11 protein-coding genes and 2 pseudogenes are annotated in these 11,989 nt (G+C 58.8%); 10 read left to right on the forward strand and 3 right to left on the reverse strand.

The window, feature by feature from the left end:
- Nucleotides 1–3: 3 nt before the first annotated feature.
- The 3 genes from NZ705_06055 to ilvB form a co-directional block, all read right to left on the reverse strand.
- A complete protein-coding gene (locus NZ705_06055) occupies nucleotides 4–846 on the reverse strand; it encodes an ABC transporter substrate-binding protein (GenBank protein MCS7292526.1) in 843 nt (280 codons plus the stop codon).
- A 179-nt stretch (nucleotides 847–1,025) separates the two neighbouring features.
- Complete coding sequence (locus tag NZ705_06060; GenBank protein MCS7292527.1) at nucleotides 1,026–1,439, reverse strand: TonB-dependent receptor plug domain-containing protein; 414 nt, start codon at nucleotides 1,437–1,439, stop codon at nucleotides 1,026–1,028.
- Nucleotides 1,440–1,539: 100 nt separating this feature from the next.
- Nucleotides 1,540–3,396, reverse strand: a complete 1,857-nt coding sequence (gene ilvB, locus NZ705_06065) for a biosynthetic-type acetolactate synthase large subunit (GenBank protein MCS7292528.1) — start codon at nucleotides 3,394–3,396, stop codon at nucleotides 1,540–1,542.
- Nucleotides 3,397–3,578: 182 nt separating this feature from the next.
- Here ilvB and NZ705_06070 point away from each other — a divergent pair, with 182 nt between their 5' ends.
- The 10 genes and pseudogenes from NZ705_06070 to NZ705_06115 all read left to right on the forward strand — a co-directional run bounded on the left by NZ705_06070 (nucleotide 3,579) and on the right by NZ705_06115 (nucleotide 11,980).
- On the forward strand, nucleotides 3,579–4,124 hold the full coding sequence (locus tag NZ705_06070; GenBank protein MCS7292529.1) for a 2-oxoglutarate and iron-dependent oxygenase domain-containing protein: 546 nt from the start codon (nucleotides 3,579–3,581) through the stop codon (nucleotides 4,122–4,124).
- Nucleotides 4,051–4,485 carry a hypothetical protein gene (locus NZ705_06075; protein ID MCS7292530.1) on the forward strand — a complete coding sequence of 145 codons (435 nt, stop codon included), beginning with the start codon at nucleotides 4,051–4,053 and terminating at the stop codon, nucleotides 4,483–4,485. The genes NZ705_06070 and NZ705_06075 overlap by 74 nt, the downstream gene beginning before the upstream one ends.
- Before the next feature lie 34 nt (nucleotides 4,486–4,519).
- Nucleotides 4,520–5,476: an ABC transporter ATP-binding protein gene (locus NZ705_06080; GenBank protein MCS7292531.1), complete on the forward strand. Its 957-nt coding sequence runs from the start codon at nucleotides 4,520–4,522 to the stop codon at nucleotides 5,474–5,476.
- 44 nt (nucleotides 5,477–5,520) lie between these two features.
- Nucleotides 5,521–6,327 (forward strand): ABC transporter permease subunit, encoded by an 807-nt coding sequence (locus tag NZ705_06085; protein MCS7292532.1) that lies wholly within the window; start codon nucleotides 5,521–5,523, stop codon nucleotides 6,325–6,327.
- Between the two features lie 12 nt (nucleotides 6,328–6,339).
- Entirely contained in the window at nucleotides 6,340–7,839 is a 1,500-nt protein-coding gene (locus NZ705_06090; GenBank protein ID MCS7292533.1) for a Gldg family protein, read from the forward strand.
- Nucleotides 7,840–8,016: 177 nt separating this feature from the next.
- Nucleotides 8,017–8,235, forward strand: a pseudogene (locus tag NZ705_06095) (BMC domain-containing protein).
- A gap of 51 nt (nucleotides 8,236–8,286) precedes the next feature.
- A pseudogene (locus tag NZ705_06100) lies at nucleotides 8,287–8,589 on the forward strand (carbon dioxide-concentrating mechanism protein CcmK).
- 157 nt (nucleotides 8,590–8,746) lie between these two features.
- Nucleotides 8,747–9,136 carry a response regulator gene (locus tag NZ705_06105; protein ID MCS7292534.1) on the forward strand — a complete coding sequence of 130 codons (390 nt, stop codon included), beginning with the start codon at nucleotides 8,747–8,749 and terminating at the stop codon, nucleotides 9,134–9,136.
- Entirely contained in the window at nucleotides 9,129–9,644 is a 516-nt protein-coding gene (locus NZ705_06110) for a chemotaxis protein CheW (protein MCS7292535.1), read from the forward strand. Before NZ705_06105 ends, NZ705_06110 begins: the two co-directional genes overlap by 8 nt.
- 107 nt (nucleotides 9,645–9,751) lie before the next feature.
- A complete protein-coding gene (locus NZ705_06115; protein ID MCS7292536.1) occupies nucleotides 9,752–11,980 on the forward strand; it encodes a methyl-accepting chemotaxis protein in 2,229 nt (742 codons plus the stop codon).
- The last annotated feature ends 9 nt before the right edge of the window (nucleotides 11,981–11,989 follow it).

Here is an 11,989-nt window from a genome sequence, read left to right on the forward strand (position 1 = left end):
AACTTAACGCCGTCCCTGGGCAATCGCCTGTAGGCGCAGCGCTGCTTGCCGAATAGCTTCGACACTTCCCGGATTCACCAGTCCGTAGTAATCCAAGGCATACACCTCCCCTTGTCGTACCGCCTTTAACCGCCGCCAAAACGACTGGGATTGCCAGCGGGGCAAGGGATTCTCACCGGGTCCCCCCACCACAATCAGCACCTCCGGGTCCAAGCGCAACACCTGCTCCGGCGACAGGGTGACATAACCTGCGATCGGGGAACGTCCCTGTAAATCCGCCGCCAGGTTCCGCAGGTGAAACCGCTCCAGCATGGAACCCGCCCAGCTATCGCGATTTGGTGTCAAGATAGGACGTTCGCTGACTAGAACCAACACCTCGCGCGCCCGCGCTGGTTTGGGGGCATTCAGGGAACGAAACAGCCGGAGCAAGGGGTCTGGGTTAGTTGCCGTCAACTGAGCCAACTGGCGCGTCACCGCTTCCAGGTCTTCCCAGCGCCGCACATCCACTAAGTGCGTGGCAATGCCTAAAGATTGCAAGCGATTAGCCGTCGGTTCATGAAAAAGACTTGCACCAATGACCACATCGGGTTTCAGGGCTACAATCCGCTCTAAATTTGGCTGCACCCGTCCTTCACTCACCTTGGGTAAACGCGCCAATTCCGGCTGCTTTTCCAGCAGGGAACTTCCCGGCACCCCCACCAGCCGTTGCCCATCTAAGCGGTGCAAAATATCCGCCGTTAACGACGTCAGCGCCACTACCCGCCGATAGGGTTGCGCCCAAGCTACTGTCGCACTTGCCAACAGTATCCCCAGCGCCAGCGCCCTACGCCGCACCCAAAGCCGCATCACTATTGACTCCTTATGTCGTAACCTAACCCCAGTTTATTGAAAATAAAATTCAAAAGCAATAAATGACAGCCAAGTTATCCACGCTTGTTGTCCAGCGGGTCGCAGGGCAAAGTCCCCCTGTTGAAGGTTACTTAGCTGTAGAGCAACTATCGTCAAACCCGCAGAAGCCTGGGAGATTACGGTAAGCGAATGCCATCCATCAGCCGCAGTACGCGCCTGCCCTCGATACCCCGCACATTGATGTCCCATGAGTCGTAGAAAAATGACTGTCGCACCGACACCCCTGGCTCATAACGGAACACATCCCGGAGCGTTTGCGAATTGCTGCGTTCAATGCGCTTGCGGTCAATGACTGTCACCGATGCGGGCGAATCGTCCACTCGGCGCGGCGTGCGGGTGACCACTGTGGTGATAGAGTCTTCATCTACAGCAGGGGGACCGGCCAACTGTGCGAGGAGACAGGCGCGAGAGAATTCGGCGATACCTGCTTGCCACAGGGGATAGGGCGGTTGCGCCATTGCTGGGTTCAGCACAGCACTCCATCCCATCGCTGTTAGCAGAATTTGTAAGCAACCCCGTCGCAGAGTCATGACGCAGTACTCGTTTTGTTTAGTTCCCACAATTTAGCTAATTGCTCCCTGGTACTGCAGAGTCTGATGAGTTTACACAGGGTAGTTTCCCGTGAAACTCTTACAACCGATGCCCGCAGGCCGGACAAAAGCGAAACTCACTTTGAATGGGGGCACTACAAGCGGGACATTCCGTGCGCTGGCGCGGGCGCTCCGGCAACCCAAACATCTGGTCATTACTATGCCCCGGCTTCACCATGGGGTAGCAATTCTCCGTGGGATTTACATGCACATCCATCAATACCGGCCCTGGATACACCAGCATTTCTTTGAGCGCTGATTCCAGCTCATCCCGCCGCCGCACCAGCATCCCCTTGACCCCATACGCTTCCGCCAGCTTCACAAAATCTGGCATGCCCGCTTCCATGGCCGAGTGGGCGTAGCGCTCCTGGTAAAACGCTTCCTGCCACTGGCGCACCATCCCCTGCCAGAAGTTGTTGATAATTACTGTCTTCACGGGCAATTGGTACTGCACTAGCGTCCCCAGCTCCTGGATGTTCATTTGCACACTGGCATCGCCGCTAACGCAAATGACTTGAGCATCCGGTAGGGCCACTTGGACGCCCATCGCCGCCGGCAGCCCAAACCCCATCGTCCCCAAGCCGGAACTGGAAATCCACCGCCGGGGACCGCAGTTCAAAAACTGAGCCGCCCACATCTGATGCTGGCCCACATCCGTCGTGTAGTAGGCATCGGGCGCCAGTTGTCCCAACGTCACAATCACTTCCTGGGGCGAGAGCCATTCCCCTTCCCGGGGCACCACCAGTGGGTAATCCTGGCGCCAGGCGGCAATCTGGGCTAACCAGGGCTTCGTGCGCTCAGGATCAGGCTGCGGCCCAGTCTGCAAATACTGCAACCAATCCACCAGCACCTGCCGCACATCCCCCACAATCGGCACATCGGGCGGGCGATTCTTCCCGACTTCCGCCGGGTCAATGTCCACATGGATCACCTTGGCATGGGGCGCAAATTCCGCCAGTTTCCCTGTCACCCGGTCGTCGAATCGTGCCCCCAACGCAATCAACAAATCGCACTGGCTCACGGCAAAGTTAGCGTAGGCCGTCCCGTGCATCCCTAGCATTCCTACCGACAACGGGTGCTGCTCGTCAAACGCGCCCTTACCCATCAAAGTCGTGGTCACGGGAATCTGGAACCACTCCGCCAATTGCTGAATTTCCCGGTGCGCGCCTGCCGCAATCGCCCCACCCCCCACGTACAGCAAGGGCCGTTTCGCTTCTAGCAATAGTCGGCTCGCCTGAGCAATCTGGCGCGGATTCCCTTTCACCGTGGGCCGATACCCCGGCAACTTCACCTGCCCCGGCATGACCGGCACATAGTCAAACTGCTCTTCCCCCACATCCTTGGGAATGTCAATCAACACGGGTCCTGGGCGTCCCGTACTGGCAATGTAAAACGCTTCCGCCACAATCCGGGCCATATCGCGGGGGTCGCGCACCACATAGGAATGCTTAACAATCGGCAACGTAATTCCAAAAATGTCCGTCTCTTGGAACGCATCACTACCAATGGCCGACCGCCGCACCTGCCCGGTGATCACCACCATGGGGATGGAGTCCATGTGCGCCGTGGCAATTGCCGTTACCAGATTTGTCGCCCCCGGCCCCGACGTCCCAAAACAGACCCCCACCTTTCCCGTCGCCCGCGCATAGCCGTCTGCCCCGTGTCCCGCCGCTTGCTCGTGCCGCACCAGGATATGCTGCATCTTGCCTTCAGCTTCCCAGCGGTAGAGTTCGTCATAGACCGGTAAAATAGCGCCGCCAGGATACCCAAAAATATGCCGCACACCGTGCCGGTACAGGCTATCAATCAGAGCGTAAGCGCCTGTGCAACGGCGGGGAGTCGTTTCAGCACTAGCCGGCGCAGTCGTCGCAGCCGCGGAGGTCGTCGTACTGGTCAACAAGGCAATAACAGTTGCAAAAATTACAAAACGGTTGTGTTTCCTTAGTGTAACGACCGATTTTACCGTTGTCCAGGGTACAAAACGGCCAAACTGGTCGAAAAAATTTAAGAATTTTTAAGCGTTGACCGGCCACGGCTTATCTATGCTGAAAGGGGGAAGGGGAGATGGGTTGAGGGCCAATGACAACCGCGTTGCCTGTGGTGAGCCTGGTCGATTGGACGCAGGGGACGCCCGCCCAACGTCATGAATTTGTCTGGCAAGTGGGTCAAGCGCTGGAGAAGGTGGGCTTTTTCGTTCTAGTTGACCATGGTCTGACGCCCGACCTACTGGCGGCTGCCTATGAACAGGTCGTTGCCTTGTTTGCGTTGCCCCTGGCCCAAAAACAGCGCTACGCCAAGCCCGAATGGCACGGGCAACGGGGGTATGTGTCGTTAGGGCAAGAACACGCCCAAGGCCATCCCCTGCCCGACTGGAAAGAGTTTTGGCACATTGGGCGCACCAACAATCTCTGGCCCCAGGAATTGCCGGATGTGGCACCCATCCTGACCCGCCTGTATGCCGCTTTAGTTACTCCAGGCGATTTCCCTGTATCTCGACCAGCTGCTGGACTTTTTACCCAACCTGGTGCGGGGCGGCGACACCTTGTTGCGCTTGGCGCATTACCCACCCCTACCGGCGGGATTACCCCCTGGCATCCTGCGAGCAGCGCCCCACACGGACATTAACCTGATCACCCTCCTGTGCGGCGCGACCAGTGAGGGACTCGAACTCCAGCAGCGGGATGGTACTTGGTGGCCAGTGCCCGTGCTGCCAGAAGCGCTGGTGGTGGATAGCGGCGACATGTTGCAGTGGTTGACCAATGGACTCCTGCGCAGCACGACCCATCGCGTGATGAATCCCACCGGTCAGAATGTCTCGCGCTACTCGTTGCCGTTTTTCGTCCATCCCCGGCCCGAGGTGGAGTTGACGCCATTGCCGGCCTGTGTCGCCCGCACGGGTGGGGATGCTCGTTTTGGTCGCATCACGGCTGGGGAGTATTTGCACCAGCGCCTGCAGGAAATTGGCGTCGCTGCGCCAGCCACGTGAAATAATAGACCCTGAAGACGTTGCCACCGCACCTATGATTACGGTTGAGCATCTGACCAAGCGCTACGGCTCGACGCTAGCGGTTGATGACCTGAATTTCACTGTGGAAAAGGGGGAGATTTTGGGATTTCTGGGGCCGAATGGGGCGGGAAAAACCACCACCATGCGGATGCTCACCGGCTACATGCCCCCGAGCAGCGGTACGGCGAAAATTGCCGGTTACGACGTGTTGGACGATTCGCTAGAGGTGCGGCGGCGGATTGGTTACTTGCCAGAAACACCCCCCCTGTACCGGGAAATGACGGTGGAGGGATTTTTGCACTTTGTGGCTCGTATCAAAGGGGTCAGCGCCGGCGACCGGGCCAAGCGGGTGGACTGGGCTATCCAGCGCTGCGGATTAACCGAACGGCGACACCAGTTGATCCGCAAGCTATCGAAGGGGTTTCGGCAACGGGTTGGCATCGCGCAGGCGATTGTCCATGACCCGCCTGTGATCATCCTGGACGAGCCAACGGTGGGACTTGACCCCAAACAAATTATTGAGGTGCGGCATTTGATCAAAAGCCTGGCGGGCGACCATACGATTATTCTGTCAACCCACATCCTGCCAGAAGTCAGCATGACCTGCGACCGGGTGGTGATCATCCACAAGGGGCGAGTGGTGGCGACCGATACCATTGACCAACTAGTGAACCGTTCGGATAGCCGCACCCAATATGAGTTAAAGGTGGCAGGAGATGTCCAACCGCTACTGACGGCGCTGTCCCAGTGGACGGGGGTCAAGGGCGTGCAAACCCAAAGCCAGGGCGATAGCCATGTGGTGACGGTCAGCACCGAAGGCAACACCGATATTGGGCCGGAGTTAACCGCGCTGGTGGTGCAATCGGGGTTGCGACTCTACGAAATGAACCGGCGGCGGGCCACCTTGGAGGACGTGTTTTTGCAACTGACAACGGTTGAAGAAACGGGAGATGCAGACACGGATGAATAGGAAATTCCCTGACCTGTGGTAGGATAGACGCCGGAGTTGCGGGGATGAACGTGCGCACGATTTGGGCCAATTTCGTCGCGATTTACCGCAAGGAATTACAGGGGTATTTTGCTACGTCCCTGAACTACGTCATTGCCGGGGTGTACTGGTTTGTCGCCGGGGTGTTTTATATCATCTTGTTCAATGCCGTGCAGGCCAATGTCGCCGCTCAGGATTTGCAAGGTCAAGCGGGATTGGGTGCGCCGCCGGTGGATGTCCCAGCCGTGATCCTGGAGAATTATCTGGGAGTGTTGGGGTCGCTATCGCTGTTTGTCTTGCCCCTGCTTTCTATGAATTTATTTGCCCAGGAACGCCAGCAGGGAACGTTGGAATTGTTGGCCACATCCCCCATTACTACCACTATGGTGGCGATTGGCAAACTGGCGGGGGTTTTGACGTTTTTTATTACATTGCTGCTGCCCATTGTGTTCTATGAAAGTTTGACGTTACTCCAGTCGGAACCGCCCTTTTCTTTTGGGTTGATTCTGTTAGGGCATGGGGCGCTGGTGCTACTGGCGGCGGCGATTTTGTCCTTGGGGTTGTTTATTTCCGCCACCACCGAGAGCACGCTATTGGCAGCAGTGGGTACGTTTGGGTTGATTCTGTTGCTGTGGATTTTGCAAGCGATTGCCGACCGCACGGGGGGTTGGTTAGCCAACATCTTGCGCCACTTTTCCCTGTTGCAAAACTACACCAGCTTGATCCAGGGGTCGGTCAGCAGCACCAGCATCGTCGTGTTTTTGAGTTACGTGGTGCTGGGGTTGTTTTTGACGGTGCAGTGGGTGGATGGCTTGCGGTTCCAGAGGGCGTAGGCGATGCAGGGCGTGACCAAGTTTGTCCGTAACTATTGGCCGACGTGGTTGGGCGTGGCCCTGGTGACAGCGGGCGTGGTGCTAGTCGTCGTGGGGCCGAAAAATCCCCCCTGGGGCGGCCTGGTGCTGGGAGCGGGGATTGCGCTGCTAGGCTATGCCCTGTTCCGGTTGCCCCTGTGGGACCGGCGGGCATTGGAGGTGGGGGGCAATGTCCTGTTGCGTACCCTGGCGGTGCTGGTGATTTTGGGGCTGGTGAATTTCTTGGCTGCTCAGTACCCCGCCAAGGTGGATGTGAGTGCGAACCAGCGGTTTACGTTGGCCCCGGAATCAGAACGCCTGATGCAAAACCTGAAAGCGCCGGTGCGGGTGATTATTTTTGACCAGCAGATTAACCAAGCGGCGCGCCAGTTGTTGGAGAACTACCGGCGGGCATCCCAGGGCCAGTTGACCTATGAAGTGATTGACCCCCGCCGCAATCCGGTGCTAGCCCAGCAGTTTGGGGTGCAGGGGTTTGGCGAGGTGTACCTAGAGAGCGGGCAACGCCGCGAGCGCCTGCGAGAGCAACTGAACGAGTCGAACTTGAGCAATGCCATCTTCCGGTTGACCCAACCCAACCAGGGCAAGGTGGTGTTTATCCAGGGGCATGGGGAACGGTCGCTGGAGCCAGCGCAGCCAGGGCAACGGGCAGGTTTTTCCCAGGCAAAACAAGTCTTGCAGGCGCGCAATTTTGAGGTGCAGCCGCTGAACCTGACGGAAACGCCGCAAATTCCCCAAGGCACCAAGGTGGTCGTTGTCGCCGGGCCGCAGCAGCCGTTTTTGGGGCCAGAAGTCAAGGCTTTGCAAACCTTCGTGCAGCAAGGGGGTGGTTTATTGCTCCTGCTGGACCCCCTAGAGCCGGAACGCAATGACCGGGGCCTGGGACCGTTGTTGCAACAGGCGGGGGTGAAATTAGACGGGCGGATCATTGTCTCCCAAACCGAAATCATCCAGGGGGCCGGACGCGGTGTGGCGGTGACCACCCGTTACGCGGACCATCCGATTACCCGAGATTTCGGCCAGAGTTTGGCGCTGTTTCCCATTGCCCAGCCGGTGGATTTGGTGGGGGAAGGGGAGAAAAACGGTGTGCCCTTGTTCTTGACGGGTCGGGGCATTTGGGCTGAACGCAACACCCGAGAAGAACCCTTTTTTGACCCGCAGCAGGACCGGGAAGGGCCGTTGCCGGTCGGGGTGGCGGTGACCAAGGGCAAGGGACGACTCGTCGTGATTGGCGACTCGGACTTTGCGGGTGATGGGTTGTTCAACCTGCAACGCAATGGGGATATTTTTCTCAACAGCGTCAGTTGGCTGGCCGGTCAAGACAATCAACCCCTGTCCATTCGTCCCAAGGACCCGACCAACCGCCGGTTGAACATTTCGAGGCCACTGGCGACATCGGTGAGTTTGCTGGCGCTGGTGGGGTTGCCTGGAGGCGCGCTGGTGACGGCTGCGGTGGTGTGGTGGCGACGGCGGTAAAGAGTGCTTATCCCTGCCTACACCAAATGCCCATCGTGATGGGGGGGACGGTTGATTGGCTTTACCGCTAGAGTAGGATTAGCACCCTTACCCCTGCCTATGACGGTTACCCCAGCCACGACCACGACGACCCAACTCCATCTGGCGACGCCCGCCCCGTCCCATCCTTACGAGGGGATGGCTTTGGGGTTGGTTTCGGCCCAGAGTTTTCCGGCGGTGGTGGGGATTGCCGACATGATGCTCAAATCCGCCGGTGTGCATCTGGTGGGCTATGAAAAAACAGGGAGTGGTTATTGCACAGCAGTGGTGCGGGGGGACATTGCGTCGGTGCGCTTGGCCGTGCAAGCGGGGATAGAAGCCGCGGAAACCTTTGGTCAGCACGTTTCCAGTTTGGTTTTGCCCCGCCCGTCTGCCGACTTGGAACGGGTCTTGCCCATCAGTCCCACCATGGCGGTGCTGGCGCGGTTGGGTACCCCCGATCCCGAAAACGGCCAAGCCGTGGGATTACTGGAAACACGGGGCTTTCCGGCGCTGGTAGGGGCCGCCGATGCTATGCTCAAGGCCGCCGATGTGCATCTGGTGGGTTATGACCAAACGGGTGGGGGATTGTGTACGGTCATCATCCGGGGCCCGGTTGCCGATGTCACGATCGCCATTGATGCCGGCATGGAAGCCGCCAATCGCATCGGCGAATTGCACGCGATTATGGTCATTCCCCGCCCGCTGGAGGATTTGGTGCATACGCTTCCCCAAAAAGCTGACGTTTTGCAGGAATCGCCGCCGCTGCGCTTGCCCTTGGTGATGCCCCAACGGCAGGCCGCTTGGGTGGATGTGATCGCCCAAGAGGGTTGAGAAAACCGTTAAACCGTGTAGAATGAGGGCATGCAACTGGGGCCAGGAAAAGGCAATGGCAACCGTGATGGTTGTTGAGGATCAAAAGACCCAGCGCGAGATGATTGCAGCCTTGCTCCGGCGCGAGGGTCTGCAGGTGATTGAAGCCGCCGATGGCTATGAGGCCTTTGAGATGGTCAAAGGGGGTCAGATTCCCGACCTGGTGGTGATGGATGTGGTCATGCCCCGCATGAACGGCTATCAACTGGTGCGACAACTGCGCAGCTATCCCCAGACCAGCAAAATCCCGGTGTTGATGTGTTCATCTAAAGGGGAGACCTTTGACAAGCACTGGGGCCTCAAGCAGGGAGCCGATGCCTATATCGTTAAACCTTTTGAACCCGAGGACTTGATTGGGACGGTGCGGCATTTGTTGCGAACGGCGCGGGAGTCGACCTATGGTTGAGACGGTTGGTGGGTTGGGGGAGACTGAAAGAGGCAGTCCGGTAACGGGTGTCCAGGGTGAACTGTACTTGCGGTTTGTGTTGACCTCAGGGGAGGAATTTGCCCTACCGGCGATGAGTGTCGAGGAGGTGGCGGGGATTAGTCCTGACCGGATTAGCCCTGTCCCGAATGTGCTGCCGGTGGTTCTTGGGGTGTACAACTGGCGAGGACAGGTGATCTGGGTGGGCGACTTAAGCCAATTTGTGGGATTGCCGCCTTTGAATCCCAATCGCCCTGAATTGTCGGTGATTGTGGTGGCCAATGGCGGCGTGACCTGTGGCTTGGCGGTGGAGCGGGTCATTGGCGCAGAGTTTTTAGATGTCCAACAACTGCGACCGCCGCTGAGTTCGGAGGGACCTCTGAAAACGCTGGTGCAGGGCGAATGGTCCTTGAACCAGGGGACATCGGTCTTGCGTTTACTCAAACCCCAGGCCCTGGTGGAGGCTCGGCTCTGGCAAGGGGTGGAGTAATCTACACGATTGAATAAAACGGCGAGAGGGGGTTATAAATAAAATGAGCAACAGTTGTAGATTCTTGCCGCTTCAACCCAGCAACAGGTTGTCCCCCAGGAGGAGCCATGGCCACAAGTAATTACTTGAGTGACTATGAGCGGGCCACTGGTGCGTATATCAGTGGTAATTATGCGGAAGCGGCCAGTATCACCGATGCTCTGCTACGCGAGTACGACCATGTGCCAAATCTCCACCTGTTGCGGGGGCATATTTACCTGTGTACCCAAAACTACGCCCAAGCGCGGGCGCATTACCAGCGGGTATTGGCCTTGACCGATGACCCAGAGTTGGTTGAGTACGCCCGCAACGGCATTAACGACGCTGACCACTATTTGAGCCAGCAGGGGTCTTTTGCTCCTGACCTGGTGGAGGAGGCGACCCAGCCGTTGAACGGAGAAGGGCTGGCCAATCCGTTTGTCGTCAGCGACCTGGACACTGAGACGCCCACACCGGAAACCTGGGCGTCGGAGGAACCAGCGGCGGAAAACCCCTTTGCCGGTGTGGAGACGCAAACGGAGGAGAATCCCTTTGCTGCGGTGGAGGAGGAGACAACGGACAACCTTGGGGGAGACCGCACGTTGATTTTTTCCCGGCCTACCCCTGCTTCGCCAGCGACTACACCGGTGCCCCCTGAGCCTTTCCCCGACACCGAACCCGAGGGACACACGGAGCAGGAGCCTGCTGACGCGGCGGCGGATACCCTCCTGATGGACCTAGACCAGCGGTCTCAGCGGGAAACGACCGATGAACCGGGGTTGTTCAGCTTTCAGGAGATGGCGGCGCCAACTCCAGCGGATAACACCGATGCGCTCTTGCTGCAGGCGGACTCAGCGGTGACCCGCCCTGGTCTCAAGCAGCAGCCAGCTGCCTCCGCATCTTCGGTGGGTCCGGCGCCTTTAGCGGTCAGTCCCCCTCGGCAACCGGCACGACGGATTTCTCAGTCCCTGGTGACCGGTGCGGTGGTGGCGGTGTTGGCGGGCGTTCCAGCGCTGGGGGTGCCCAACAAACCCCTGGGAGCGGTGCTGGCGGCGGTGCTGGGGGGCGGTGCAGCAGTGGTACTCGGTGGGAGCAGCGGCAGCGTCAAGACCCAGCGGGTGCGCCAGTTTTGTGAGGAATTGCGCTTGAGTTGTGAAGCTTTGGGGCGCGGGGAATTTCAGTCGGCTTTGAGCGTAGTGGGCCAAGATGAATTTGCTGAGGCGGCGGTGGCCTTTAACCAGATGCTGGCCCAGATTCAGGAGCGGTTCAAGCAACTGCAAGAGACGGCAGAGGAGGTCGAGCGTTCGCGGGAGGACCTGCAGCGCCAGGTCATTCGCTTGCTGGATGACGTGGAAGGGGCTGCGCGCGGGGACTTGACGGTGCAGGCTGAGGTCTCGGCGGACATCTTGGGGGCGGTGGCGGACTCGTTCAACTTGATTATTCAGAACATTCGCCAGATTGTGCAGCAGGTAAAGACCTCAGCCCTGCAGGTGGGGCGGAGTGCCATGGACAGCGAGTACTTTGCCCGCGAATTGTCCTCTAACGCGCTGCGGCAGGCCCAGGAGCTTGCCAGCACCCTGAACTCGGTCCAAATGATGACCGACTCGATCCAGCGGGTGGCTGAGAGCGCGCGTGAGGCGGCGGAAGTAGCCCGCAAGGCATCGGAAACAGCCCTACGGGGTGGAGAAGCGGTGGACCAGACGGTGGCTGGGATTCAGAGCATTCGTGAATCGGTGGCAGAAACTACCCGCAAGGTCAAGCGGTTGGCTGAGTCGTCTCAAGAGATCAACAAGATCGTCAACTCGATTGGTCAGATTGCCCAGCGCACCAACCTGCTGGCGCTGAACGCTAGTATCGAGGCGGCCAAGGCGGGGGAAGCGGGCCGGGGGTTTGCAATCGTGGCGGATGAGGTGCGGCAGTTGGCGGACCGAACCAGCCGCGCGTCCAAGGAAATTGAGCAGATTGTCTTGCAGATCCAGAGTGAAACCGGCTTGGTGATGACCGCTATGGAGGAGGGGACACAGGCGGTGATCCGAGGGACGCGGGTGGCGGAGCAGGCCAAGCGGGCGCTGGAGGAAATCATCCAGGTGTCGAAGCAGATTGACGACCTGGTGCAATCCATTACCGCTGACACGGTGCGGCAGACGGAGGTATCTCGGAACGTCACTCAGGTAATGCAGTCGGTGGAATTGACCGCTCAGGAGACATCCCAGGAGGCCCAGCGCGTGTCGGTGGCGCTGCAGAATCTGGTGGAAGTGTCCCGAGGCCTGCAAGCTTCGGTGGAACGGTTCCGCTTAGGCACGACCGAACCCCTCTAGCACACAGGA

It is taken from the genome of Gloeomargarita sp. SKYB120, from assembly GCA_025062155.1.
GTDB lineage: Bacteria > Cyanobacteriota > Cyanobacteriia > Gloeomargaritales > Gloeomargaritaceae > Gloeomargarita.

What these genes read in the sequence shown, in the direction of transcription:
- NZ705_06055 (MCS7292526.1), bottom strand. Translation starts at nt 846, where the DNA reads ATGCGGCTTTGGGTGCGGCGTAGGGCGCTGGCGCTGGGGATACTGTTG.
- NZ705_06060 (MCS7292527.1), bottom strand. Translation starts at nt 1,439, where the DNA reads ATGACTCTGCGACGGGGTTGCTTACAAATTCTGCTAACAGCGATGGGA.
- NZ705_06070 (MCS7292529.1), top strand. Translation starts at nt 3,579, where the DNA reads ATGACAACCGCGTTGCCTGTGGTGAGCCTGGTCGATTGGACGCAGGGG.
- NZ705_06080 (MCS7292531.1), top strand. Translation starts at nt 4,520, where the DNA reads ATGATTACGGTTGAGCATCTGACCAAGCGCTACGGCTCGACGCTAGCG.
- NZ705_06085 (MCS7292532.1), top strand. Translation starts at nt 5,521, where the DNA reads ATGAACGTGCGCACGATTTGGGCCAATTTCGTCGCGATTTACCGCAAG.
- NZ705_06105 (MCS7292534.1), top strand. Translation starts at nt 8,747, where the DNA reads ATGGCAACCGTGATGGTTGTTGAGGATCAAAAGACCCAGCGCGAGATG.
- NZ705_06110 (MCS7292535.1), top strand. Translation starts at nt 9,129, where the DNA reads ATGGTTGAGACGGTTGGTGGGTTGGGGGAGACTGAAAGAGGCAGTCCG.
- NZ705_06115 (MCS7292536.1), top strand. Translation starts at nt 9,752, where the DNA reads ATGGCCACAAGTAATTACTTGAGTGACTATGAGCGGGCCACTGGTGCG.